Source organism: Hydrogenophaga borbori (assembly GCF_003417535.1).
GTDB lineage: Bacteria > Pseudomonadota > Gammaproteobacteria > Burkholderiales > Burkholderiaceae_C > Hydrogenophaga > Hydrogenophaga borbori.
Map to the genome: position 1 here is coordinate 132,491 of NZ_QVLS01000003.1, position 24,212 is coordinate 156,702.

Here is a 24,212-nt window from a genome sequence, read left to right on the forward strand (position 1 = left end):
TCCCATGAGCCTGCCGCTCTTTGACCCCCGGGATCCTGGCGCCGCGCCCAGGGTCTACGACTGCTTCACCTACGACGGCGAAGACTGCCTGGATCTGAGGCTGCGCGCGCATTGGGACCGCGTCGATGTCTTCGTCATCGTCGAGGCCGCGCTGACCTTCGCTGGGCACGCCAAGGCCCTGAGTTTCGACCCGGCGCGCTTCGGCTGGGCCATGTCCAAGATCCGCTACCTCCCCCTGAGCGAGAACAGCTTCGCGGGCTGCAAGACGGCCTGGGACCGCGAGCGCCGCCAGCGCGATGCCCTGCGCCAGGGCTATGCCGATGCGGCCGACGGCGACGTGGTGGTCATCGCCGATGTCGACGAGATCCTGCGGCCGGAGAAGATCGGCCCCGTGCCCGCGGGCGAGGTTCAGGTCTTTGAGCAGCTCATGCTCTATTTCTACTGCGACTACCTCATGATCTCGGAGCCCTTCTGGCGCAAGGCCATCGCCGTCAGTGGCGCCGATGCCCTGCGCCACACGCCCGAGGACCTGCGCAACGACAAGGCGCTGAGGCAATCGATGCGCGAGGTGGTGATCCCCGACGCCGGCTGGCACTTCAGCTACCTGGGCGGCATGGAGATGATCGAAAAGAAGCTGGAGCGCTTCTCGCACCAGAACCTCAACAAGCCGAAGTACCGCGATCGCCAGAAGAACCTGGCGCGCCTGTACGCCGGCAAGGACATCTACCACCGCCCCAAGCAATGGGGTCGCGTGCAGCTCACCGCCGGGCAATGGGCCCCCGAGGTCGTGGAACGCTGGTTTCGGGAGCGTCCCGAACTGCGCGCGCCCGAGGACATCCGCAGCGCCGGCAGCCTGGCCGCCGTGCTGCGGCGTCAGCGCGAGCGGCCGCGCTGGCGGCGCGCCTGGGACAAGCTGCGCCTGCGGATCTGGAACGCCTTCTGAGGCCCCACGCCGGCCGCTAAGGCCGCCAGCGCGCCAACCCCATCCAGCGGCCCGCCATGCGCGCCAGCAGGCGCGGCGACCAGGCGATGGCGCGCAACGGCAGCGCCACCGTGGTGCCCAGCAGCACGCTCCAGCGCTGCCGCCGCGCCTGCGCGGGCGAGCGGTGCTTGGCCGTGTAGATCAGCTTGGACTGCGCGTGGTGGTAGCCGCGCAGGTACTCGCTTTTCCACGGTGCCTTGCCTTTGACGGAGCCGCGCGCGCGGTGCACCGCCGCCACGGCGGGCCACACCACCAGCGGGCGCTGGTGCTGGAACAGGCGCAGGCAGAGGTCGTCGTCCTCATAGTAGAGAAAGAAACGCTCGTCGAAAAAGCCCACGCCCTCGAAACGCTCGAGGCGCAGCAGCATGGCCGCACCGACCACGAAGCCGACGCAGGCCGGCCCTTCGGCGCCGGGCCCGCGCGAGGGCCACAGGGTGCTGGGCCAGCGGTAGTTCACGTCGGGCCGGCCCGGCGCGCCTTCCAGCTGCGGCGCGACGACGGCGGCCTCGGGCATCGCCTGCGCGGCGCGCACGAGCTCGCGCAGGCCGTCCGGCGTGACCTCGCAATCGGGGTTGAGCAGGAAGGCGAAGGGCGTCTTCACCCGCGCGATGGCGCGGTTGTTGGCCGTGCCGAAGCCCAGGTTGCGGCCATGCTCCAGCACCGTGGCGCGCGGCCAGCGCGCGCGCGCCTGCCCGGGCGTGCCGTCGCCACTGCCGTTGTCGGAGATCACCACGTGGGGGCAGTGGGCGAGCAGGCCGTCGAGCGCGGGCAGGCAATGGGCGCTGTGGAACGTGACCAGCACCACGGTCACGTCATTGAGCAGATCCTCAGCCATGCGTGCCCTCATCGGGAAATGCCGCGGAACCGGCTTTGCCGGGCCGCTGGCATTGCCCCCTTGAGGGGGTGGCGCGAAGCGCCGCGGGGGTGTTCATATTTGTCAATGCGCGCTCGCGCCCACGACGGCGTCGGGCTTGGCCTGCTTCAGCAGGTCCAGCATCGTCGCCTCGATGCGGTGCAGCGCCTCGATCGTTTGGCCTTCGAAGCGCAGCACCAGCACCGGCGTGGTGTTGGAGGCGCGGATCAGCCCGAAGCCGTCGGGCCAGTCCACACGCACCCCGTCGATGGTGGAGACCCGCGCCGGCGCCTCGAAGCGCGCCAGGTCCACCAGCGCCTTGACCACCGCGTGCGGCTCGCCCTCGGCGCAGGCCACGTTGAGCTCGGGCGTGCTGTGGCTGGTGGGCAGGCCGTTGAGCACGGCGTTGGCGTCGGGGTGACGGCTCAGGATCTCCAGCAGGCGCGCGCCCGCGTAGCTGCCGTCGTCGAAGCCGAACCAGCGCTCCTTGAAGAAGATGTGGCCGCTCATCTCGCCACCGAGCGGGCTGTCCAGCTCCTTCATGCGCGCCTTGATCAGCGAATGGCCGGTCTTGTAGATGTGCGGCACGCCGCCGGCGGCCTCGATGGCCGGGCCCAGGCGCTGCGAGCACTTGACGTCGTAGACGATGGCGCCGCCCGGCACGCGCGACAGCACGTCCCGCGCGAACAGCACCATCTGGCGGTCGGGGAAGATGTTGTGGCCGTCCTTGGTGACGATGCCCAGGCGGTCGCCGTCGCCGTCGAAGGCCAGGCCCAGCTCGGCGTCGGTCTCGGCCAGGGCGCGGATCACGTCGCGCAGGTTCTCGGGCTTGCTCGGGTCGGGGTGGTGGTGGGGGAAGTTGCCATCGACCTCGCTGAAGAGCTCGATCACCTCGCAGCCCAGGGCGCGGAACAGCGCGGGCGCCGAGGCGCCGGCCACGCCGTTGCCGCAGTCCACCACGATCTTCATCGGCCGCGCGAGCTTCACGTCGCCCACGATGCGGTCGCGGTAGGGGCCGGCCACGTTGACGTGGCGCACCCGACCGCCCTCGGCGCGCTCGCCGCCGTCGCGCTCGATGAGCTGGCGCAGGGCCTGGATGTCCTCGCCGTAGATGGCCCGGCCGCCCAGCACCATCTTGAAGCCGTTGTAGTCCTTGGGGTTGTGGCTGCCGGTGACCTGGATGCCGCTGTGGCACAGCGTGGCGGCGGCGAAGTACAGCATGGGCGTGGTGACCATGCCGACGTCGATGACGTCGATACCGGCCGCCACCAGGCCGCGGATCAGCGCGGCCGACAGCGCCGGTCCGCTCAACCGCCCGTCGCGGCCCACGGCCACGGTGCGCTCACCCTGGCGGCGCGCCACGGTGCCGAACGCCAGGCCCAGCGCTTCGGCCACGCGCTCGTCCAGCGTGCTTGGCACCACGCCTCGGACGTCGTAGGCCTTGAAGATGGAGGCGGACACTTGCATGCAGGGGCTCCCGTGAGGTGATGGCAAAGCGGGCATTGTAGGAAGCGGGGTGCCGGCCCCCTGTTACAGGATCATGTCCGGAAACGGCGGGTCGGCCGGCGCACGCGGGCCTACCATGGCCGCCATGGACACCCGAACCGCCACCGACGACGACGCCCGCTACCTCGCGCTGTGCGCGCGCGACGCCCGCTTCGACGGCCGCTTCTTCACCGGCGTCACCTCCACCGGCATCTACTGCCGCCCGGTCTGCGCGGTGCGCACGCCGCGGCGCGCCAACTGCCGCTTCTTCGACCACGCGGCCCAGGCCGAGCGCGCGGGCTTTCGCCCCTGCCTGCGCTGCCGCCCCGAGCTGGCCCCGCTGTCGCGTGCCTGGTCGACGCAGGACGCCAGCGAGCTGCTGGTGCAGCACGCCAGCCGGCTGCTGGACGACCCCGCCCAGTGGACCGGCGACGACGGCCCCGCCATGCAGCGCCTGGCCGCCCGGCTGGGCGTGAGCGACCGCCACCTGCGCCGCGTGTTCGAGGCCCGGCTGGGCGTGTCGCCCCTGCAGGTGCTGCACACGCGCCGCCTGCTCGCGGCCAAGCAGCTGCTCACCGACACGCGCCTGAGCGTGTCCGCCGTGGCCGCCGCCAGCGGCTTCGCCAGCCTTCGCCGATTCAACGCCGCACTGCTGGAGCGCTACGGCCTGAGCCCCACGGCCATGCGCCGGCGCGGCAGCAGCGGCGAAGCGGGCAGCCAGGCCATCGCTTTGGGGTGGCGTCCGCCGCTGGACGTGGCGCCGCTGCTGGCGTTCCTCGACGCCCGCCGCCTGCCCGGGGTGGACGCGACCGACCTCGCCGCCGGGCGCTACTGGCGCACGCTGCGCCTGCACACGCCCTCGGGCGCGCACACCGGCTGGTTCGGCCTGCGCTTCGAGCCCGAGCGCCACCGCGTCTGGCTGCACGCCAGCGACGGCCTGCTGCCCGCCCTGCCCACGCTGATCTGGCGCGTGCGCGCGCTGTGCGACCTGGACGCCGACCCGCACGCCATCGAGGCCGTGCTGGGCACGCACTTCCCCGGTGGCGCCGGCCTGCGCGTGCTCGGCGCCATCGACGGCTTCGAGCTCGCGGTGCGCGCCGTGCTGGGCCAGCAGGTCACAGTGGCCGCCGCGCGCACCCTGGCAGGGCGGCTGGTGGCGCGCTTCGGCGAGCCGCTGGACACCCCCGACCCGGCGCTCAACCGCCTCTTCCCCACGCCCCAGGCGCTGGCCGAGGCCAGCGGCGAGGGCCTCGGCACGCTGGGCATCGTGCGCCAGCGCCAGGTCGCCATCCAGGCGCTGGCGCGCGCCGTGGCCGACGGCGCACTGGACCTGGGCCCGCACGCCGATCTGGCCGCCACCACGCGCGCGCTCACCGCCCTGCCAGGCATCGGCGCCTGGACGGCCCAATACATCGCCATGCGCGCGCTGCGCTGGCCCGACGCCTGGCCCGCGGCCGACATCGCCCTGCACAACACCCTGGGCCTGAGCGGGACGCCGCGCGAGCGCGAACGCGCCTGCGAGGCCCTGGCCCGGGCCTGGCAGCCCTGGCGCAGCTACGCCGTGCTGCGCGCCTGGGCCGGCCTCTACCGCGCGGCCCCTCCCCCCACCCCCGCCACGGATTCGCCATGAAACTGCCCCACACCCTCATCCAGACCACCATCGCCACCCCCCTGGGCCCCCTGCGACTGGCCGCCACCGAACACGCCCTGGCCGGCGCCTGGTTCCACGACCAGCGCTACGCGCCCGAGCCGGCCCTGGTCGCGTCGTGGCGGCCCGACCCCCACCACCCTGTGCTGCGCGAGGCGGCCCACCAGCTCGCCGACCACTTCGCCGCGCGGCGACTGGCCTTCGACCTGCCGCTCGACCTGTCCTTCGGCACGCCCTTCCAGACCGCCGTCTGGCGGGCGCTGTGCGCCATCCCGGCCGGCCACACGCTGAGCTATGGCGAACTCGCCCGCCGGCTGGACGCACCGAACGCCGTGCGCGCCGTCGGCGCGGCCGTGGGCCGCAACCCGCTCAGCGTCGTGGTGCCCTGCCACCGGGTGCTGGGCGCGCGCGGCGGGCTCACCGGCTATGCTGGCGGACTGCCGCGCAAACAGGCCCTGCTGCGGCTCGAAGCCACCGGGCGGCCTGCCCCCCTACCCATCCCCATGCCCGCATGACCCCCCTGCTGCTGCTCGAATTCGTCGCGCTCGCCGCCCTCTGGGGCGCGTCCTTCCTGTTCATGCGCCTGGGCGCTGCCGAGTTCGGGCCCGTGCCCACGGCGGGCCTTCGCGTGGGCATCGCGGCCTTGTGCCTGCTGCCCATGTTCCTGAAGGCCGCCGTCTGGGCCGACTTCCGCGCGCGCTGGCGGCCCATCCTGCTGGTGGGCCTTCTCAATTCCGGCCTGCCCTTCCTGCTGTTTTCGTTCGCGGTGCTGCACATCCCCACGGGCGTCTCGGCCATCCTGAATGCCACGGTGCCGCTCACCGGCGCGCTGGTGGCCTGGCTCTGGCTGAAGGACCGACCGGGTGGCTCGCGTATCCTGGGGCTGGTGATCGGTTTCGTCGGCGTCACGCTGCTGGTGCTGGGCAAGTCGGGCGTGGACGCGCGCGGCGCGACCAGCGCGCAAGGCTCGGTCATGTCGCTGGTGGCCATGGGCGCCTGCCTGCTGGCCACGCTCTGCTACGGTATTGCCGCCAGCTTCACCAAGCGTTACCTGTCGGGCGTGGACCCGCTGGCCTCGGCCAGCGGCAGCCAGATCGGCGCGGCGCTGGCGCTGGCCCTGCCCATGGCCTGGCTCTGGCCCTCGCAGCCGGTGAGCGCAGGCGCCTGGACGGCCGTGGTGGCGCTGGCCGTGCTGTGCACCTCCATTGCTTACATCCTTTACTTCCACCTCATCGAACGCGCCGGGCCAGCCAAGGCCCTCACCGTGACGTTCCTGATCCCGGTGTTCGCCCTGGTCTACGGCGCGGTGTTCCTGGGCGAAATGGTGAGCGCCTGGATGGTGGGTTGCGGCCTGGTCATCGTGTGCGGCACGGCGCTGTCGACGGGCTTGGTGAAGGTGCGAGCGCTCGAACGCCAGGCACCCTGAGGGCGGCTAGAGGCAATGCGGCCCTATGATTTTTTCCGCCACCCTGGTGAGCACCCCGATGCCGAAGGCACCGGCCAGGCTCCCGGCCACCCGCCCGGCAATCGCGCCCGGATCCAGTTCACCGTTCAGGATCAGAGGCACCCCCAGGAAAACGAACGCCGCCGTACCTGCCACGGCCCCCGCGGCCACGCCTGCGCCCCCCCTCAGCCGCTCGCACCACCCGCCCGGCCCTTCGGCGCCCACGTCCAGCGGCGCCTCGGGCAGCGCAGGGCGATTCAACTTGGTCTGAACCTGCACCACCAGCTCTGGCACCGGCTCGCCCGTGTCTTGCGGCTCAGTCCCCGGCGGCTCCGTCTCCAAGCGGGTTTGGCGCTGATCGTCCAAGCCGTCCCCTGGCACGGAACCGCCCGGCCATGAAGCGCTCAGGTCCGACGGCACCTTGCGCCGGCCGGCAGCCTTGCTGGCTGATTGCATGAAATGACTCCCAAAAAAATGAAGCTGCTGGTGTGCACGCCTTGCGGAGGGTCCTTCAGCAGAAGCTGTGAGGGGCCTGGGGCGTCCACTCGTTGAACTGGTACTCGTACATCGCTCTGGCCGCGCCAACGGCGGCCGCACCCAGCGGGATGCCCGTGCACAGGGACGCCGGCAGGTGCTGGACCAGAAAGAGATCGTGGTCGTCGTAGAAACCCAGGTAAGCGATCAGTGCGGCCATGCCCGGGCCGACAAGGCCGCCGAACAGCATCGCCTTGGCGATGTTTGTCCAGGATCGATGGCCCGCCGCCGCTTCAGAGTCGGTGCTGGAATCGGAACTGGCCTCGGCGTCGGACCCCAGGGCCCGCGGTGACCGCGCGACGCTCTGCACCGCGGCGGCGATGGCCTCCGGTTGCACGTCGGTTCGCGCGGCAGCGGGGCAGAGCGCCGAGGGCTCTGGGGGGTCGACATCCATTGACGCCGCGTCCTCCAGGGCCGGGCCTGCGGAGACCGCGACCGGCGAGCGGGACCGGCCCGTGTTGGTCGGAATGGACTGTGTTTTGGCTTGCATGGGGGCTGATGAAGAAACGACGCCATGGGCACCACCCTGGCGAGAAGGGCCGGCACAAGCCGGCGAAACGCGTTGCACGGGCGCGAAGCACGCCCCCCCCAACTAGCTCAAGCGCCGCGACCGCGCCATCGCCTCGGACTGCAAATGGTGGTATCGCTCGTCGCAGCGGCCCAGCGCCACGGCGTGCTCATAGGCCTGTTGGGCCGACTCGGTCTCGCCCAGCGCGGCGCAGCACTCGCCCATGCGGAAGGCCGACGGCGCGTGGGTGGCGTCCTGGCCGAGGGCCAGCAGGTACATCACCGCCGCTTCGCGGTAGCGCTGGCGCTTCTGCAGGCACAGGCCCGCGAGGTAGCTGTACTTGACCGAGTGCGCCTCGTGCGCGACCAGGGCCAGGCTCACGGGCAGGGCGCGCTCGTGGTCGCCGGCCTCGTAGAGCTGCATCGCCACCGCGTACAGGGCCTCGTAGTCTTCATGGTTCATGCCACGCAGGTCACCCGGGCTGTGGCCGGACTGCAGCGCGTCCGCGCAGTGTTCGAGCAGGGTTCCCATGCCGGCCAGGGATTGGCAGGAAGCGGCGATCGCGCCTTCGATGACGGGATCGGGGTGGGCGGGAAGCGAATGGATCATGGTTGTTGCCCCACCGAGCCGTCGGTCGTGGACGCCGTGTAGGCCATGTCCAGGCTCAGCCCGTCCCGCCCGAAGCGCACGGCGCCCAACCCGGACTGGGTCCGCAGCACGGCGTCCACCGCCTGCACTCCACCCGCCTGGGGTTCGGTGCCCGGAGCATGGCGGGGTGGTGGGTGGCTGTCGGCGCCAGCCACGGCCCGCGCCGTGGTCGGTGTATCGGTGAAGACCGGGCCATGCCCGAAGGCCCCCTTGACCGCGTGGGTGAATGCCTGCATGAAACCCTCCTGAAGGTGTGACAGCCATCGCCGAAGCACGGTGCCACGGCGCGCTCGCCGGCAGCCGGGCGAACGGCGTCTGAGTGGCGCCGCGCCGACCGAGGTTCGGGGCACGGCACCCCCATCAGGCAAACATAAAAAAGGCCTCCACGGTGTGGAGGCCTTGCGTGCGGCACCGCTCGGGCGCGCGATCTGGTCAGAACCCTCGGTTTCAGGCCGGCACGACCGCTTCCTGCCGCGTGCGCATCTGCAGGTGGGCCAGCGCCGCCTCCACCTGGTCCACCAGCACCAGGCACAGGTCGCCGGGCTGCAGTCGCTCCAGCGCGGCATCGATGGCGTTGAACTCGCCCCGGATTTCCAGCACCTCGCGCACGCGCGGGGCGCCCGCCAGGCCTTCGCGCAGCAGGCCGATCACCTCGCCGTCGGCGCGGCCGCGCTGGCAGGCGTCCTGGTACAGCACGACCTCGTCGAAGGCCTTGCCCAGGATCTGCGTCTGCTCGCGGATGTCCTGGTCGCGCCGGTCGCCGGCACCGCTGATGACCACCGAGCGGCGCTGCGCCGGCAGCGCCTCCACCGCCTGCACCAGCGCGCGCATGGCGTCCGGGTTGTGGCCATAGTCGGCGATCACGGTGGCGCCGCGGTACTCCATCACGTTGAAACGGCCGGGCGCGTTGTGCGCGTCGTTGTGGAAGCTGGCCAGGCCGCGGCGCACCGTGTCCCAGGCCAGGCCCGCGCCCCAGGCGGCCGCGATGGCGGCCATGGCGTTCTCGACCTGAAAGCCGATCTGGCCGTTGCGCGTGATGGGAATGCCCGAGAGCTCGAAGCGCTCGCTGAACCCGCCCTGCTCGACCACCACCGCGCCGCTGTCCACGTAGACCACGCGGCGGCCCTGGGCGCGGTGCGTGGCCATGACGGGCTGCTGGCGGTCCTGCGCGAAGTAGATCACCTCGCCGGGGCAGTTGTGGATCATGTCGGCCACGATGGGGTCGGCCGCGTTGAGCACGGCGTAGCCGGTCTCGGCCACGTTCTGCACGATGACGCGCTTGAGCACCGCCAGGTCCTCGACCGTGGTGATGTAGTTCAGGCCCAGGTGGTCGCCCGCGCCCACGTTGGTGACCACGGCCACCTGGCAGCGGTCGAAGCCCAGGCCTTCGCGCAGCACGCCGCCCCGCGCGGTCTCGAACACGGCGGCGTCGACGTCGGGGTGGGCCAGCACGTTGCGCGCGCTGCGCGGGCCGGCGCAGTCGCCGCTGTCGGTCTGGTGGCCGTTGACGTAGACGCCGTCGGTGTTGGTCATGCCCACGCGCAGGCCGCTGGACGCGAACAGGTGGGCGATCAGGCGCACGGTGGTGGTCTTGCCGTTGGTGCCGGTGACGGCCACGACGGGGATGCGGCCGTCGCCGCCATCGGGGTACATGTCCTCGATCACCGCCTTGCCGACGTCGCGCGCATGGCCGTAGGAGGGCGAGAGGTGCATGCGCAGGCCGGGCGCCGCGTTCACCTCGACGATGCCGCCGGCCTGGTCTTCCAGCGGCTTGAGCATGGTCTCGCAGACCACGTCCACGCCGCAGATGTCCAGGCCGATCATCTGCGCCGCCGCCACGGCGCGCGCGGCGATCTCGGGGTGCACGTCGTCGGTGACGTCGGTGGCGGTGCCGCCGGTGCTCAGGTTGGCGTTGTTGCGCAGCACCACGCGGCGGCCCTTGGCCGGCACGCTGTCGGCCTGCAGGCCCTGCACGGCCAGGCAGCCCAGGGCGATGTCGTCGAAGCGGATCTTGGTGAGCGCGGTGGCGTGGCCCTCGCCGCGGCGCGGGTCGGCGTTGACGATGTTCACCAGTTCGCGCACCGTGTGCACGCCGTCGCCGGCCACCTGCGGCGGATCGCGGCGCGCGGCCGCCACCAGGCGATCACCCACCACCAGCAGGCGGTAGTCGCTGCCCGGCAGGTAGCGCTCGACCAGCACTTCGCCATAGTCGGCCGCCGTCTGGAACGCGGCGTCGAGCTGCTCGCGCGCCGTCACGTTCACGGTGACACCCTTGCCCTGGTTGCCGTCGCGCGGCTTGAGCACCACCGGCAGACCGATCTCGAGCGCGGCGGCCCAGGCGTCGTTGGCGTCGCTCACGGGCCGGCCCTGCGGCACGGGCACGCCAGCGGCTTGCAGCAGCCGCTTGGTGAGCTCCTTGTCCTGGGCGATGGATTCGGACACGGCGCTGGTGCGGTCCACCTCGGCCGCCTGGATGCGCCGCGCGCGGCTGCCCCAGCCGAACTGCACCAGGCTGCCGGTGGTCAGGCGCCGGTAGGGAATGCCGCGCGCCACCGCCGCATGGACGATGGAGCCCGTGCTCGGCCCCAGGCGCTCGTCCTCGTCGAGTTCACGCAGTTCGGCCACGGCGGCGGTCAGATCGAAGGATTCGCCGCGCAGCACCGCCTCGATCAACCCATGCGCCAGCGCCAGCGCGCGTCGGCCCACGGCCTCCTCGCTGTACTGCACCACCACCTGGTAGACGCCCGATTCGAGGGTGGCCGAGGTGCGGCTGAAGGTGACCGGGCAGCCCGCCTGCGCCTGCAGCGACAGCGTGGCCACTTCCAGCACGTGGGCCAGCGAGAGCGAGCCGCCGGCGCTGTGCAGCGCGCCCGGGTGCGGAAACTGCTCGCGCAGGCGCGCCTCGAAGCCCGGCAGGCTGGCCAGGGCGCGTTCGTTGTCGCCGCAGTGCACCACGGTTTCGATCGCGGTGTGGCGGGTCCAGAGGTTGGGGCCGCGCAGGGCCCGGATGCGGGTGAGTTCCATCAGAGGCTCTTCTCGGCAAGGGATTCGGGGGACGGCTGCGCCGCGGGTTCGCGCCGAACGGGGGCGTGGGCGATCGGGGCTTCGCGGGCGAAGGTGCGCAGGCCGGCGGCCATGAGCGCGGGCGAAATGTCCAGGGCCCAGGCCGCCGCCAGCGAGGCGAGCAGCACCGCCGTCTTGTCTTCGGGGGCCACGCCCTCGCCCAGCGACACCTGGGCCAGCGACGCCACCACATGCTCCTGCTGGCCGTCGCTGAGCACGATGTCGCCCTGGCGCAGGAAGACCGCGCGGCGGTACTGCGCCAGGTGCTCCACCAGCACCGGCAGCTCGGGGTCCTCGGCGTAGAAGATGACATCGCCGTCGCACAGCGGCGCCATCTCGGCCACCACCGGGTCGGCGGCGTTGAGCACGGCCGCGCCATCGGGCAGCACCACGTCCACCTGGGTGCGCATGACCTTGAAGAGCTGCTCGACCTCACGGATGTGGCAGGCCGCCAGCGCGGGGCTGCCCGAGGCGTCGGTCACCACGCCCACCTGGCAGCGGTCGTAGGCCAGGCCTTCGTTGACGATGGTCAGCGGGTCGTTCTCGAACACCGCCGTCTGCACGCCGCGGTTCATCAGCAGGCGGCGCGCCGCACCGGCCTTGGAAAAATCGCCGTGCTGCAGCGCCCGGCGGCCCAGGAACAGGCCCGCCTTGCACGCCAGGCCCACCTGCGGACCGCTCAGCGAGGCCAGCCAGGCCACCAGGCGCGCGATGCCAGTGGTGCCGCGGCTGCCCGCCACGCCCACCACCGGCACGCGGCCCGAATCGCCGGGCACGAAGAGGTGGTCGACGATGGCGCGCCCCACCGGCCGCGGCTGGCCCACGGCGGGCTTGAGGTGCATCAGCAGGCCGGGGCCGGCGTTGACCTCGACGATGGCGCCGCCCTGATCGGCCAGCGGGCGCGAGATGTCCTGCGCGACCAGGTCGACGCCGGCGATGTCCAGCCCGATGACACGCGCGGCCAGCGCCACCACGCGGGCAACGTCCGGATGGACCTCGTCGGTGCAGTCCACCGAGAGGTTGCCATTGCGCATGATCAGCACGCGCTGGCCGGCGGCCGGCACGCTGTCGATGGTGTGGCCCTGGCGCTGCAGCTCGACGGCCATGGCGGGGTACTCGTCGAGGTGGATGGCGTTGAGCGGGAATTCCTCGTTCAGGCCGCGGCGCGGGTCGCTGTTGATCTGGCTGTCGATGAGCTGCCGCACGCTGCTGCGGCCGTCGCCCGTCACCCAGGCCTCGTCGCCGCGCGTGGCGGCCACCACGCGCCCACCCACCACCAGCAGGCGGTGCTCCAGGCCGCGCACGAAGCGCTCGACCATGACGCCGCTGCCTTCGGCGTCGGCCACGGCGAACGCCGCCTCCACGTCTTCCTGGCGCATCAGCTCCAGCGACACCCCCCGGCCGTGGTTCGCGTCGGTGGGCTTGACCACCACCGGAAGACCGATGTCGCGCGCGGCCTCCCAGGCAGCCTGCGGGCTCTCGACCACCTGGCCCTCGGGCACCGGCACGCCGCAGGCGGCGAGCATGCGCTTGGACAGGTCTTTGTCGCTGGCGATGCTCTCGGCGATGGCGCTGGTGCGGTCGGTCTCGGCCGTCCAGATGCGGCGCTGGCGCGCGCCGTAGCCGAGCTGCACCAGGTTGCCGTCGTTCAGGCGGATGTGCGGGATGCGGCGGCCGGTCGCGGCGTCGACGATGCTCGCCGTGCTGGGACCCAGGCAGTGGTCGTCGACCAGCTCGCGCAGCTCGTGCACCGCGGCGGCCACGTCGAAGGGGCTGTCGTTGATGGCGGCCATCAGCAGTTCGTGCCCCAGCGTGAGCGCGCGCCGCGCCACCCGCTCGTCGCGGGCGCGAAACACCATCTTGTAGACGGCGCGCACCGGCGTGCTGCGTGTCTGGCCGAAGCCGGTCTGCAGGCCCGCCAGGTTCTGCAGCTCGATCACCACGTGTTCGAGGATGTGGCCGGCCCAGGTGCCTTCCTGCAGGCGCTGCAGGAAGCCCCCGCGCTCGCCCACGCCGCACTGGTGCTCGACCAGGCCAGGCAGCCAGGCCGTCAGGCGCTCGTACAGGCCGGGCAGCAGGTGCGAGGGGTAGTCCTCCAGCTCACCGATGTCGATCCAGCTCTCGAGGACCGGGCGGTAGGTCCAGATGTTCGGTCCGCCGAGGTAGCTGACGCGCAGAAAACGAATGGGTTGTTTCATGGTTGTCGATTCAACGGCATAACGCGATGGCGGCTCCGTGGACTTACTCGGCGTTTCATCTAGGACAATATCGGATACGCCCGCGGGCGCCGGTCATTTTCCGGATGGGTCCACTTCTAATGAATTCACCTTTACCCGAACTTACGTCGCCGTTCAGTGCCTTGCCGCCACCGTTTCAAGACGGTCTGCAGGCGCGCTTGCTGGACAACGAGCAGGTTTCAAGTTGGCTGCAGCTTGACCTCGATTCGCAATTGAATTTTTCTGCCGGCTTGCTGGTGCTGACCACCCAACGGCTGTTGAGCTGGGAGCCCGGCGGGGCCGATGCCGGCTGGCGTGAGTGGTCCCTGGGTGGCGTATTGTGCTTGAAGCACAACGACCATGCAGGCCTCGCGCAGCTCAGTGTGCACGGCGCCCAACAGCGGCTGGCTATTTGGCGTTTTACTGCGACGCACAACACACGCGCGCTGCGGTTCATTGCAGAATTCGACCGCCTGCAAGCCCTTCGCAACCGCGCTGGATTAAATGATGCGGTGCAAAAACCCGCCCCATCATCGACCAACGCAATACCGCTGTCGCCAAATCACGAAAGCGAGTTGTCGCCGATTGGCGACGAATTAATCGACACCCCGGAATTGCACCGGCCGCCGTCCACCTGGGTGCTATTGCGGCTCGGACGATTCGCCAAACCGTACCGCGCGCAATTGGCCCTGGGTTTTGGCCTGACGCTGGCCGCCACGGCCGCCACGCTGGTGCCGCCCTACCTGACCATGCCGCTCATGGACGAGGTGCTGATCCCCTTTCAGAACGGCCAGCGCATCGATCCCTGGCAGGTGGCCATGCTGCTCGGCGGCCTGCTGCTGGCGGCGCTGACGGCCTGGGGCCTCGGCTGGGCGCGCACCTATGTGCTCTCGCTGGTGTCCGAGCGCATCGGCGCCGACCTGCGCACCACCACCTTCGAACACCTGCTGGCGCTCTCGCTCGAGTACTTCGGCGGCAAACGCACCGGAGACCTCATGGCCCGCATCGGCTCGGAAACCGACCGCATCTGCGTGTTCCTCTCCTTGCACGCCCTGGACTTCGCCACCGACGTGCTGATGATCCTGATGACCGCGGTCATCCTCTTCAGCATCAACCCCTGGCTGGCGCTGGTGACGCTGCTGCCCCTGCCTTTCATTGCCTGGATGATCCACCTCGTGCGCGACCGCCTGCGCACCGGCTTCGAGAAGATCGACCGCGTCTGGTCGGACGTGACCAACGTCTTGGCCGACACCATCCCCGGCATCCGCGTGGTGAAGGCCTTCGCGCAGGAAAAGCGCGAAGCCGTCCGCTTTCGCGAGGCCAACCGCCACAACCTGGAGGTCAACGACAAGCTGAACAAGACCTGGTCGCTGTTCACGCCCACGGTCACGCTGCTCACCGAACTCGGCCTGCTGGTGGTCTGGGCCTTCGGCATCTGGCAGGTCTCGCGCGGCGACATCACGGTGGGCGTGCTCACCGCCTTCCTGGCCTACATCGGCCGCTTCTACAGCCGGCTCGACTCCATGAGCCGCATCGTCTCGGTCACGCAGAAGGCCGCCGCCGGCGCCAAGCGCATCTTCGACATCCTCGACCACGTCTCCAACGTGCCGGAGCCCGCGCAGCCCGTGAGCCGCCCGCGCATCGAGGGCGGCATCTCACTGAACGACGTGCACTTCCGCTACGGCAACCGCTCGGTCATCCGCGGCATGAACCTGGACATCCGGCCCGGCGAGATGATCGGCCTGGTGGGCCACAGCGGCTCGGGCAAGAGCACGCTGGTCAACCTCATCTGCCGCTTCTACGACGTCAGCGGCGGCAGCATCCGCGTCGACGGCACCGACGTGCGCCAGTTCGCCGTGGCCGACTACCGACGCCACATCGGCCTGGTGCTCCAGGAACCCTTTCTGTTCTTCGGCACCATCGCCGAGAACATCGCCTACGGCAAACCGGACGCCACACGCGCCGAGATCGTGGCCGCCGCGCGCGCCGCGCACGCGCACGAGTTCATCCTGCGCCTGCCGCACGGCTACGACTCGCTGGTGGGCGAGCGCGGCCAGGGCCTGTCGGGCGGCGAGCGCCAGCGCATCTCCATCGCGCGCGCGCTGCTGATCGACCCGCGCATCCTCATCCTCGACGAGGCCACCTCCAGCGTGGACACCGAGACCGAGAAGGAGATCCAGAAAGCGCTCGACAACCTCGTGGCGGGGCGCACCACCATCGCCATCGCCCACCGCCTGTCCACATTGCGCCGCGCCGACCGGCTGGTGGTGATGGACCGCGGTGAGGTGGTGGAGGTGGGCCCTCACGACGAGCTGATGGCGCGCGAGGGCGCCTACTGGCGGCTCTACATGGCGCAGTTGCGCAACGTGGACGCGGAAGACGGGCCGAGCCTCGCGCCACCCAACGCCAACCCCACGGCGCATGGCGCCACGGCAGGCACCGACTGAACGCGGAGATCAGCATGACGACGATCGACTGGACACTGCGCCGAGACCCGCAAGGCCCGCTGCAGCTCACCACCGCCGATGGGCAGGTGCACACCGGCGTAATGCCCGTGCGCGCCTTCCCCCTGGCCGCGCCCGACGAGGGCCTGTCGCTGGTGGGCAGCGACGGGCACGAACGGGTGTGGATTCAGCGCCTGTCGGCACTCGACGCCGCGACGCGCGCGCTGATCGAGGAAGAACTGGCGCCGCGCGAGTTCATGCCCCGCATCCAGCGCATCCTGGGCGTCTCGGGCTACGCCACGCCCAGCACCTGGACGGTGGAAACCGAGCGCGGCCCCGCGCAACTGGTGCTCAAGGCCGAGGACGACATCCGCCGGCTCGACGGGAAGCGTCTGTTGATCCAGGACGGCAATGGCCTGCAGTTCCTCGTCGCCGACCGCTTCGCGCTGGACCGATTGTCCCGACGCATCCTCAATCGCTTTTTATGACAACCAACCCGCTCCGCCAGGGAGCGGGGATGGGGAATTGGGCGGCCGCCCCACGACCGGCAACGCCGAGACGGGTCAATGACGATCGGTGCGGCCAATGCGCCCCGCCACAGGCCCAGATGAAAAGACGTCGAATGAATGGCCTCGGGTAGGCATCGCCGTCTTCCTGCATCAGAAAAGGCGACATCGGCTCATCGGCCGCGTGGGAACTGATGAGCCGAACTGGGTCAAGGATTGAGACGGGACCAAGGGGCGGCCGAACATCCAGCCACCCCTTGGCGCGCATGCCTTCATTTAGGGAAGAAACACCACTTGAGATAGCCACCTGCTGGATCCCCAAAAGTCGAGTTGTTGCACTTTTGCGTATTGTTGAGAGTCTGGTACGTGTCGCCAATCATAATACCTCCGTCCGACCAGCCCATATAAAACACGGTATTGCATGCAAGATAGCCAGCCGTGCTGCAGCCAGAATTGCTATTCACAACCGTGTCTTTAAGCAGAGTCGAACTGTTCTCCACGGCCACAACCTTCAATGGCGCCCCCACACTCCCGTGCCCAAAACCAGAGAGCCATGTCAACTTCTCACAGTTTTTTGCGCGATTGGGGTAAGGATCACCCCCAAACGCCGTGTTATTGCAACCCGACGATCCCGACGTGGTGAATGCCTTGAAGGTCCACTTGCCGCCGCAGGAAGTGTCTCCACAATCCGGTATATCGGTTACCCCATAACGAATAAAATCCCCTGGGGAATAGCTGAACGACCCGCCTTCGATCGCAACCGAAGCCCAGCTTCCGCTGTATGCCATGGCAGAACCAGCCCCCCACAACGCAGAGAGCGTCAGAAAGCAACTGAAAATGAGCTTAAGCAACCTTGATTGACAGATATCCATGTGAGCACCTTTAAACAGAGAATAAAAGAGTGCATCTGGCCATCCACCGGCAAGACCGATTGAAATGGTCGACACGTTCCCAGTAACCCCTCCCTCCTGCGGCAGATTGCCGACCTATTACGGAAGGCATCCCCATGTACCAGCCTGGGAGAGACGTTAATACAACCGTCCAGACAATTCATTCGGCCAGTTGGCTGATTCCGCCTGAACGGTCGAATTTCGCCCCCTCATAGGTGGACCAATGGTGGCAAGGCGGTGAAGACTGCGACGCTGGTCGCCATCGCCAACCACCGCATCCACGTCGATGCAACTGACCCTATCCCCGGATTTCGAATCGTTCTGTTACAGAGAAGCCCGGCATGATGAACGCCCCGTAGGGGCCAGCGCAAGGCACCTAATACGCCGACCCCACGTATGAGCCATAGTCGCCGGCCTCTCGCGGCTCTCTGCATAGTTTGGGAGACGCTCATGGGCCCCGTCGACACGTTCGCAGCGGCCCTCCCTGCCACAGCAGGTTTCCGCTTATCGAGCTGCGCTTCCTTGGGAACCGCCATGAGAAATAGCCTGCCAGCCAGGGAGACGTGCAATTCGATCCGCTGAGAATCTGGGCAGGTGAGCTATTCCTGCCCTTATTTTCTATTCCAGAGAGGAAGAAGAGGACGTCCCCGCAATTCAGCGGCGGACAATGACAGACCTTTCCGATAGGTCGGCAGGCGCATTTTTTGCGCAAACATGGAGTCGGCCGGTCGATAGCCCTGAGGCACGACCGGCCCAAATTTTCAGCCTCCCCCAACCGAATTCATGAGACTTCGTTTAGCCCATTTCTCTATTTCGGGAAGAAGCAATTTTTCGCGGTACCCCACACTGGGTCACCCCCAAAAGATGCAATTGAACAGGTCATCGAACCATTAAGAGTTGCAGTCTTCGAAAATGCACTCGAATTGCTCGTCCATCCTATGAAGTATGCAGTATCACATGGCACGCCGGCCATGGCCAACGCCGCACAGCCCGAGTTACTGTTGGACACCGTGGAAGAAAGGTTGGTATTACCTTCCGGAGCAACATATTTCAGCTGATAACTAACCCCCGTCTGTCCCGAGACGCCAAACAGGGACAGTCTTTCACAGTTCTTTGCCCTATTGGGATAGGGATCCCCCCCCACCAAGTATTGTTGCAGTACACCGTCGTCGCACTGGTGAATCCCTTGAAGGACCAATTACCCGTACACGCTTGAGTTGAACAATCCGGGATATCAGTCACGCCATAACGGATGAAATCACCCGGCTGAGCGACAAAGGACCCACCCTCGATCGCGGCCGACGTCCAGATACCGGTGTACGCCATTGCCGAACTCGCACCGAACAACGCGAAGAGCGTCAAAACACCACTTAGCAGCAGCTTAAAAAAGCTTGATTGACGGATATTCATAACAGCACCTTTAGAAAAGAAAGAGTGCATCTGGCCATCCAATGGCAACACCCATTGAAAATGGTCGACACGTTCCCAGCTACTCCCTGATACCGTGGGATCCCCGCCAACCAACTGAGCGGACTGCCCAAAGAGTTCGTCTGGAAGAAACAGTAATCCAGACACGTAAAACACTCAATTCGGCCAGTGGGATGATTCCGCTTGAACGGTCGAATCTGACCCCTCACAGGTGGATCAATGGTGACAACGCGGTGAAGACTGCGACGCAGGCTGCGCACCCGAGAATCCGGTTCCCGGATGTCACGAGCGGCGTGCAGGCCCAGCATTCACCATCTTGCCCAGCCCCGTGGGGGCTAGGCTGCGCCGAGAGTGGCCGCGAGGCCGTGCCCGCCGTTCTGATGCGTGAGTGCGCCGGGGCGAGCCGATCGATCGACCGGCGCCAGGCGCGCTGATGGGCCATGAAAATGAAAACGGGCTACGCGATTTCTCACGTAACCCGTTGATGTGTCTGGCGGAGTGGACGGGGCTCGAACCCGCGACCCCCGGCGTGACAGGCCGGTATTCTAACCAACTGAACTACCACTCCTGGCAGGCGGCTTTCGTTCTTTCGAACCAAGTGCCACGACTTGTGCCTACTTGCCTTGCGGCTTGTTTGGCGACCCTACGGGGATTCGAACCCCGGTACTCACCGTGAAAGGGTGATGTCCTAGGCCTCTAGACGATAGGGTCATAACCTGGACGGAAGCCTCGCATTGTATCAGCGGCAGTGTCTGCTTTTCCTGCCGTCGCTACCATGCGCGACTTCGAAACTGTGGTGGAGGTAAGCGGGATCGAACCGCTGACCTCTTGCATGCCATGCAAGCGCTCTCCCAGCTGAGCTATACCCCCACAGGGTTCGCTGTTCCGTTTCGCTGATCACTCAGCGTTGCGTCCTAGCGAGCCTCGCATTATATGCCAGAAATTCAGGCTTTCTGAAGTCGCTCGATCACAAGTTCTCGCGACTGCAGTTCGAGCACCGCATCGAGCGACGGCGTCTGGGCCGTGCCCATCACCAGCACACGCACCGGCATGGCCAGTTGCGGCATCTTCAAGCCGTGTGCAGCGAGCACCTGCTTGAGCGCGCCCGAGATCGCGGGCTTGTCCCACGCGGGCAGTGCGGCCAGGGCCGAAGCCAGCGCGGCCACGGCAGGCTTCACGGCCTCGGTGACGTGCTGCGCGGTTTCTTGTGCGCTCGGGTTCACGTCGGCATAGAAGGCCGCGGCCCAGTCGGCCAGCGCCACGGTGGTGTCGCAGCGGTCCTTGAACAGCGCGCAGATGCGCGGCAGGCGCTCGTCGGCCACCAGGCCGCGTTTCTTCAACTGCTCGGCCACCAGCGGTGCGAGCGCTTCGTCGGCCATGGCCTTGAGGTGCTGGGCGTTGACCCAGCGCAGCTTGGCCTCGTCGAACTGCGCGGCGCTGCGGCCGAGGTGGTCGAGGTCGAACCACTCGAGGAACTGCGCGCGGCTGAAGATTTCGTCGTCGCCGTGGCTCCAGCCCAGGCGCGCCAGGTAGTTCACCATCGCGTCGGGCAGGTATCCCTCGTCGCGGTACTGGGTGACGGGCTTGGCGCCGTTGCGCTTGCTCATCTTCTCGCCCTGCTCGTTGAGCACGGTGGGCAGGTGCGCATACACCGGGGGTTCCTGGCCGAGGGCGCGGAAGATGTTGATCTGGCGCGGCGTGTTGTTCACGTGGTCGTCGCCGCGGATCACGTGGGTGATGGCCATGTCGATGTCGTCCACCACGACGCAGAAGTTGTAGGTGGGCGTGCCATCGGGGCGTGCGATCACGAGGTCGTCGAGTTCGTCGTTGCGGATCTCGATGCGGCCCTTGACCTTGTCGTCCCAGGCCACCACGCCGCCCTGCGGGTTCTTGAAGCGCAGCACGGGCTTCACGCCCTCGGGCACCGGCGGCAGGGTCTTGCCAGGCTCGGGGCGCCAGGTGCCGTCGTAGCGCGGCTTTTCCTTGGCGGCCATCTGGCGCTCGCGCAGGGCGTCGAGCTCCGCCACGCTCATGTAGCAGGGGTAGACCAGCCCCTGGGCCTGCATCTGCGCCAGCACCTGCTTGTAGCGGTCCATGCGCTGCATTTGGTAGAAGGGCCCCTCGTCGGGGTCGAGGCCCAGCCAGGCCATGCCTTCCAGGATCACGTCGACCGCGGCCTGCGAGGAGCGCTCCAGGTCGGTGTCCTCGATTCGCAGGATGAAGTCGCCCTGCTGCGAGCGCGCGAAAGCCCAGGGGTACAGGGCCGAGCGGATGTTGCCGAGGTGGATGAAGCCGGTCGGCGACGGCGCGAAACGGGTGCGGACTTTCACGGGAGGGTGTCGAGGCCGCGCGAGAGGTCGGCCTGCATGTCGTTGATGTGTTCGAGGCCTACGGCCACGCGGATCAGGCCCTGGCCGATGCCGGCCGCCTGGCGCTGCGCTTCGGTGAGGCGGCCGTGCGAGGTGCTCGCGGGGTGCGCGCACAGGGTCTTGGTGTCGCCCAGGTTGGTGGACAGCGAGAGCACGCGCAGCGAATCGAGCACGTGGAAGGCGCGCTGGCGGGCCTGCTCGGGGTTGGAGGCCTTCACGTCGAAGGACAGCACCGCGCCACCGATGCCGCTCTGCTGCTTCATGGCCAGCGCGTGCTGCGGGTGGCTGGGCAGGCCGGGGTTGTGCACGCGCGCCACCGCGGGGTGCGCCTCCAGCCAGCGGCCCAGCGCGAGCGCGTTGGCGCTTTGCGCGCGCAGGCGAATGTCCAGCGTCTCCAGGCCCTTGAGCATGACCCAGGCATTGAAGGGCGCGAGCGTCATGCCCGCGCTCTTCATGATGGGCAGGAACTTCTCGGTGACCAGGGCCTGGCTGGCGCACAGCGCGCCGGCCATGACGCGGCCCTGCCCGTCGAGGTACTTGGTGCCCGAGTGCATGACGATGTCGGCGCCGAAATCCATGGGGCGCTGCAGCGCGGGCGTGGCGAAGCAGTTGTCCACGCACAGCAACGCGCCGGCGTTGTGCGCCAGATCGGCCAGGGCCTGGATGTCGCAGACCTCGGTGAGCGGGTTGGTGGGCGTCTCGGCGAACAGCAGCCTGGTGGTCGGGCGCAGCGCGGCCTTCCAGGCGCCCACGTCGGTCTGCGGGACGAAGCTCGACTCGACGCCGAACTTCGCCAGGTCGCTGCCGATGAGCTTGATGGTCGAGCCGAACATGGACTGCGAACACACCACGTGGTCGCCCGCCTTGAGCAGGCCCAGGCACATGAGCAGGATGGCCGACATGCCCGAGGCCGTGCCCATGGCGGCCTCGCTGCCTTCCAGCGCGGCGAGGCGGCGCTCGAAGCTGGTGACCGTGGGGTTGCCGTAGCGGCCGTAGGTGAAGCCCTCCTCATCGCCCGCGAAACGGCGAGCCGAAGATTCGGCAGAGGACTGCACGTAGCCGCTCGTGAGGTACAGCGCCTCGGAGTTCTCGCCATAGGGGCTTCGATCGACGGCCTCGCGCACCGCCAGGGTGTCGCGGTGCAGGGTTTTTCTCAGCGCGTCGTCCAACTCAGGCCTCCTGGGCGTTCGGCAGTGCCAGGCGGGAGGTGTCTTCTTCGCCCTCCTCGCTTTGCGGGCGGCCCTGGTTGAGCCGTTCGATGTCTTGCGGCGTGATGTCGCCGGTGACGTAGACGCCGTCGAAGCAGGAGGCGTCGAAGCCGTCGAGCTGGGCGTTGAGCGAGCCCACGGCCTGTTTCATGCCGTCCACGTCCTGGTAGATCAGCGCGTCGCAGCCGATGATCTCGCGCACCTCCTCCACCGACCGGCCGTGCGCCACGAGTTCGCCGGGCGTGGGCATGTCGATGCCATAGACGTTGGGGAAGCGCACCGGCGGCGCGGCGCTGGCCAGGTAGACCTTGCGCGCGCCGGCGTCGCGCGCCATCTGCACGATCTCGCGGCTGGTGGTGCCGCGCACGATGGAGTCGTCCACCAGCAGCACGTTGCGGCCCTTGAACTCGCTGCCGATGACATTGAGTTTCTGGCGCACCGACTTCTTGCGCACGGCCTGGCCCGGCATGATGAAGGTGCGGCCCACGTAGCGGTTCTTCACGAAGCCTTCGCGGTAAGGCAGGCCCAGCAGGCGCGCCAGCTCCATCGCGCTCGGGCGCGAGGACTCGGGGATGGGGATCACCACGTCGATCTCGTTCGGCGGCACGGTGGAGATGACGCGCTTGGCCAGCGTGGTCCCCAGGTTCAGGCGCGCCTGGTAGACCGAGATGCCGTTCATGACGGAGTCGGGCCGCGCCAGGTAGACGTACTCGAAGATGCAGGGTTTGAGCACGGCGTCGGGCGCGCAGCGCTCGGCGTGCATCTCACCGTCGAGGCTGACGTAGACCGCCTCGCCCGGCAGCACGTCGCGCTCGAAGTGGAAGCCCGTGCCTTCGAGGGTCACCGATTCGCTGGCCACCATCACGCTGCCGTCCTGGCGACCGATGCACAGCGGGCGGATGCCGTAGGGGTCGCGGAAGGCCAGCAGGCCGTGACCCGCGATCAGGGCCACCACCGCGTAGGAGCCTTTCACGCGCGCGTGCACGCCGCGCACGGCGGCGAACACGTCGGCCGGCTTGAGCGGTTCACCGCGCGTGCACTTCTCCAGCTCGTGCGCCAGCACGTTGAGCAGCACCTCGGAGTCGCTCTCGGTGTTGATGTGGCGGTGGTCGGTCTGGAACAGCTCCTGCTTGAGCGCCTGGGCGTTCGTTAGGTTGCCGTTGTGCACCAGCACCAGGCCAAAGGGCGCGTTCACGTAGAAGGGCTGGGCCTCTTCCTCGCTGTAGGCGTTGCCGGCCGTGGGGTAGCGCGCCTGACCCAGGCCGCAATTGCCCGGCAGGGCACGCATGTTGCGGGTGCGGAAGATGTCGCGCACCATGCCCTTGGCCTTGTGCATGAAGAACTTGCGGCCCTGCTGGGTGACGATGCCCGCGGCGTCCTGACCGCGGTGCTGCAGGAGCAGCAGCGCGTCGTAGATGAGCTGGTTCACCGGGGTCTGGCTGACGACGCCGACGATTCCACACATGATGGTGTCCTTGGGTTCAGAAGTTCAGGGGATGTAGCGCGCGAGCGGGTCGGGCAGCAGGGGTTTGGCCTGGCGCAGCGCGCCGCTCAGTGCGTTGGCGGTGGGCGAGTCCTGCCACCAGGCGGCCGATTGCATCTGCGTCATGGCAATGACCAACGCGACGGCGAGCAGGATGACCAGGCCCCGCAGCAGGCCGAAGGCGCCGCCCAGGACGCGGTCGACCGGGCGCAGGCCCACGGTGTTGACGAATTTCTGCACCAGCCAGGCCAGCACGCCGCCGAGAAAAGCGACGGCGATGAAGACCAGCGCGAAGCCGATGGCCAGTTGCAGCGGCGGCGCGACCTTGTCGATCGGCAGCCAGGGCACGACGTCGTCAGCGAAGGCCTGGGCGAACAGGAAGGCGGCCACCCAGCCCAGCACCGACAGCACCTCGAACATGAGCCCGCGCCACAGGCCCAGCAGCACCGACAGCAGCAGCAAGGTGAGCAGCACCCAGTCGGTCAGCAGCATGGCGGCCCTCC

General features: G+C 68.5%; 19 protein-coding genes and 3 tRNA genes. 6 read left to right on the forward strand and 16 right to left on the reverse strand.

Annotated features, from left to right (window positions below):
- Positions 1-4 precede the first annotated feature (4 nt).
- A complete protein-coding gene (locus DY262_RS06375; RefSeq protein WP_116958127.1) occupies positions 5-943 on the forward strand; it encodes a glycosyltransferase family 17 protein in 939 nt (312 codons plus the stop codon).
- Between the two features lie 16 nt (positions 944-959).
- Here the strand turns inward: DY262_RS06375 and DY262_RS06380 are convergent, their stop codons facing one another.
- Together DY262_RS06380 and DY262_RS06385 are read right to left on the reverse strand one after the other, a co-directional pair.
- Positions 960-1,817 carry a glycosyltransferase family 2 protein gene (locus DY262_RS06380; RefSeq protein WP_116958128.1) on the reverse strand — a complete coding sequence of 286 codons (858 nt, stop codon included), beginning with the start codon at positions 1,815-1,817 and terminating at the stop codon, positions 960-962.
- A gap of 102 nt (positions 1,818-1,919) precedes the next feature.
- On the reverse strand, positions 1,920-3,302 hold the full coding sequence (locus tag DY262_RS06385) for a phosphomannomutase/phosphoglucomutase (protein ID WP_116958129.1): 1,383 nt from the start codon (positions 3,300-3,302) through the stop codon (positions 1,920-1,922).
- 124 nt (positions 3,303-3,426) lie between these two features.
- On the opposite strand from DY262_RS06385, the gene DY262_RS06390 reads away from it, so the two are divergent.
- The 3 genes from DY262_RS06390 to DY262_RS06400 are packed head-to-tail and all read left to right on the forward strand — an operon-like array spanning position 3,427 to position 6,394.
- The gene (locus DY262_RS06390) at positions 3,427-4,950 is read left to right on the forward strand and encodes an Ada metal-binding domain-containing protein (RefSeq protein ID WP_116958514.1); all 1,524 of its coding nucleotides are present in this window, start codon (positions 3,427-3,429) and stop codon (positions 4,948-4,950) included.
- On the forward strand, positions 4,947-5,483 hold the full coding sequence (locus tag DY262_RS06395; protein ID WP_116958130.1) for a methylated-DNA--[protein]-cysteine S-methyltransferase: 537 nt from the start codon (positions 4,947-4,949) through the stop codon (positions 5,481-5,483). Before DY262_RS06390 ends, DY262_RS06395 begins: the two co-directional genes overlap by 4 nt.
- Positions 5,480-6,394 carry a DMT family transporter gene (locus tag DY262_RS06400; RefSeq protein WP_116958131.1) on the forward strand — a complete coding sequence of 305 codons (915 nt, stop codon included), beginning with the start codon at positions 5,480-5,482 and terminating at the stop codon, positions 6,392-6,394. Before DY262_RS06395 ends, DY262_RS06400 begins: the two co-directional genes overlap by 4 nt.
- A gap of 6 nt (positions 6,395-6,400) precedes the next feature.
- Here the strand turns inward: DY262_RS06400 and DY262_RS06405 are convergent, their stop codons facing one another.
- The 6 genes from DY262_RS06405 to DY262_RS06430 form a co-directional block, all read right to left on the reverse strand.
- On the reverse strand, positions 6,401-6,868 hold the full coding sequence (locus DY262_RS06405; protein WP_147326184.1) for a hypothetical protein: 468 nt from the start codon (positions 6,866-6,868) through the stop codon (positions 6,401-6,403).
- A gap of 55 nt (positions 6,869-6,923) precedes the next feature.
- Positions 6,924-7,436: a hypothetical protein gene (locus tag DY262_RS06410; RefSeq protein WP_147326185.1), complete on the reverse strand. Its 513-nt coding sequence runs from the start codon at positions 7,434-7,436 to the stop codon at positions 6,924-6,926.
- Positions 7,437-7,538: 102 nt separating this feature from the next.
- Positions 7,539-8,063 carry a tetratricopeptide repeat protein gene (locus DY262_RS06415; RefSeq protein WP_116958134.1) on the reverse strand — a complete coding sequence of 175 codons (525 nt, stop codon included), beginning with the start codon at positions 8,061-8,063 and terminating at the stop codon, positions 7,539-7,541.
- Positions 8,060-8,338 (reverse strand): hypothetical protein, encoded by a 279-nt coding sequence (locus tag DY262_RS06420; protein WP_116958135.1) that lies wholly within the window; start codon positions 8,336-8,338, stop codon positions 8,060-8,062. Before DY262_RS06420 ends, DY262_RS06415 begins: the two co-directional genes overlap by 4 nt.
- 211 nt (positions 8,339-8,549) lie before the next feature.
- Positions 8,550-11,126, reverse strand: a complete 2,577-nt coding sequence (gene cphA, locus DY262_RS06425) for a cyanophycin synthetase (RefSeq protein ID WP_116958136.1) — start codon at positions 11,124-11,126, stop codon at positions 8,550-8,552.
- Positions 11,126-13,363: a cyanophycin synthetase gene (locus DY262_RS06430; protein ID WP_116958137.1), complete on the reverse strand. Its 2,238-nt coding sequence runs from the start codon at positions 13,361-13,363 to the stop codon at positions 11,126-11,128. The genes cphA and DY262_RS06430 overlap by 1 nt, the downstream gene beginning before the upstream one ends.
- Positions 13,364-13,482: 119 nt before the next feature.
- Here DY262_RS06430 and DY262_RS06435 point away from each other — a divergent pair, with 119 nt between their 5' ends.
- Both DY262_RS06435 and DY262_RS06440 read left to right on the forward strand, forming a co-directional pair.
- The gene (locus DY262_RS06435; RefSeq protein WP_116958138.1) at positions 13,483-15,828 is read left to right on the forward strand and encodes a cyanophycin metabolism-associated ABC transporter; all 2,346 of its coding nucleotides are present in this window, start codon (positions 13,483-13,485) and stop codon (positions 15,826-15,828) included.
- A 14-nt stretch (positions 15,829-15,842) separates the two neighbouring features.
- Positions 15,843-16,313, forward strand: a complete 471-nt coding sequence (locus DY262_RS06440; RefSeq protein ID WP_116958139.1) for a cyanophycin metabolism-associated DUF1854 family protein — start codon at positions 15,843-15,845, stop codon at positions 16,311-16,313.
- Positions 16,314-16,603: 290 nt separating this feature from the next.
- Here the strand turns inward: DY262_RS06440 and DY262_RS21570 are convergent, their stop codons facing one another.
- From DY262_RS21570 to DY262_RS06475, 8 genes are all read right to left on the reverse strand, one after another.
- Complete coding sequence (locus tag DY262_RS21570; RefSeq protein WP_147326186.1) at positions 16,604-17,278, reverse strand: hypothetical protein; 675 nt, start codon at positions 17,276-17,278, stop codon at positions 16,604-16,606.
- Positions 17,279-19,140: 1,862 nt separating this feature from the next.
- Positions 19,141-19,217 (reverse strand) — tRNA-Asp (locus DY262_RS06445).
- Positions 19,218-19,284: 67 nt separating this feature from the next.
- Positions 19,285-19,360 (reverse strand) — tRNA-Glu (locus DY262_RS06450).
- 83 nt (positions 19,361-19,443) lie between these two features.
- A tRNA-Ala gene (locus tag DY262_RS06455) sits at positions 19,444-19,519 on the reverse strand.
- Positions 19,520-19,593: 74 nt separating this feature from the next.
- Positions 19,594-20,979 carry a glutamate--tRNA ligase gene (gltX, locus tag DY262_RS06460; protein ID WP_116958140.1) on the reverse strand — a complete coding sequence of 462 codons (1,386 nt, stop codon included), beginning with the start codon at positions 20,977-20,979 and terminating at the stop codon, positions 19,594-19,596.
- Complete coding sequence (locus DY262_RS06465) at positions 20,976-22,187, reverse strand: O-succinylhomoserine sulfhydrylase (RefSeq protein WP_116958141.1); 1,212 nt, start codon at positions 22,185-22,187, stop codon at positions 20,976-20,978. Before DY262_RS06465 ends, gltX begins: the two co-directional genes overlap by 4 nt.
- 1 nt (position 22,188) lies before the next feature.
- On the reverse strand, positions 22,189-23,691 hold the full coding sequence (gene purF / locus DY262_RS06470) for an amidophosphoribosyltransferase (RefSeq protein ID WP_116958142.1): 1,503 nt from the start codon (positions 23,689-23,691) through the stop codon (positions 22,189-22,191).
- 24 nt (positions 23,692-23,715) lie between these two features.
- Entirely contained in the window at positions 23,716-24,201 is a 486-nt protein-coding gene (locus tag DY262_RS06475; protein WP_116958143.1) for a CvpA family protein, read from the reverse strand.
- Between the last annotated feature and the right edge of the window lie 11 nt (positions 24,202-24,212).

Excerpts from the sequence above, each read along its gene's own strand:
- DY262_RS06395 (WP_116958130.1), top strand. The coding sequence starts at position 4,947 with ATGAAACTGCCCCACACCCTCATCCAGACCACCATCGCCACCCCCCTG.
- DY262_RS06410 (WP_147326185.1), bottom strand. The coding sequence starts at position 7,436 with ATGCAAGCCAAAACACAGTCCATTCCGACCAACACGGGCCGGTCCCGC.
- DY262_RS06415 (WP_116958134.1), bottom strand. The coding sequence starts at position 8,063 with ATGATCCATTCGCTTCCCGCCCACCCCGATCCCGTCATCGAAGGCGCG.
- DY262_RS06375 (WP_116958127.1), top strand. The coding sequence starts at position 5 with ATGAGCCTGCCGCTCTTTGACCCCCGGGATCCTGGCGCCGCGCCCAGG.
- DY262_RS06405 (WP_147326184.1), bottom strand. The coding sequence starts at position 6,868 with ATGCAATCAGCCAGCAAGGCTGCCGGCCGGCGCAAGGTGCCGTCGGAC.
- DY262_RS06435 (WP_116958138.1), top strand. The coding sequence starts at position 13,483 with ATGAATTCACCTTTACCCGAACTTACGTCGCCGTTCAGTGCCTTGCCG.
- DY262_RS06430 (WP_116958137.1), bottom strand. The coding sequence starts at position 13,363 with ATGAAACAACCCATTCGTTTTCTGCGCGTCAGCTACCTCGGCGGACCG.
- DY262_RS06385 (WP_116958129.1), bottom strand. The coding sequence starts at position 3,302 with ATGCAAGTGTCCGCCTCCATCTTCAAGGCCTACGACGTCCGAGGCGTG.
- DY262_RS06475 (WP_116958143.1), bottom strand. The coding sequence starts at position 24,201 with ATGCTGCTGACCGACTGGGTGCTGCTCACCTTGCTGCTGCTGTCGGTG.
- cphA (WP_116958136.1), bottom strand. The coding sequence starts at position 11,126 with ATGGAACTCACCCGCATCCGGGCCCTGCGCGGCCCCAACCTCTGGACC.
- DY262_RS06380 (WP_116958128.1), bottom strand. The coding sequence starts at position 1,817 with ATGGCTGAGGATCTGCTCAATGACGTGACCGTGGTGCTGGTCACGTTC.
- DY262_RS06420 (WP_116958135.1), bottom strand. The coding sequence starts at position 8,338 with ATGCAGGCATTCACCCACGCGGTCAAGGGGGCCTTCGGGCATGGCCCG.
- DY262_RS06440 (WP_116958139.1), top strand. The coding sequence starts at position 15,843 with ATGACGACGATCGACTGGACACTGCGCCGAGACCCGCAAGGCCCGCTG.
- purF (WP_116958142.1), bottom strand. The coding sequence starts at position 23,691 with ATGTGTGGAATCGTCGGCGTCGTCAGCCAGACCCCGGTGAACCAGCTC.
- DY262_RS06400 (WP_116958131.1), top strand. The coding sequence starts at position 5,480 with ATGACCCCCCTGCTGCTGCTCGAATTCGTCGCGCTCGCCGCCCTCTGG.
- DY262_RS06390 (WP_116958514.1), top strand. The coding sequence starts at position 3,427 with ATGGACACCCGAACCGCCACCGACGACGACGCCCGCTACCTCGCGCTG.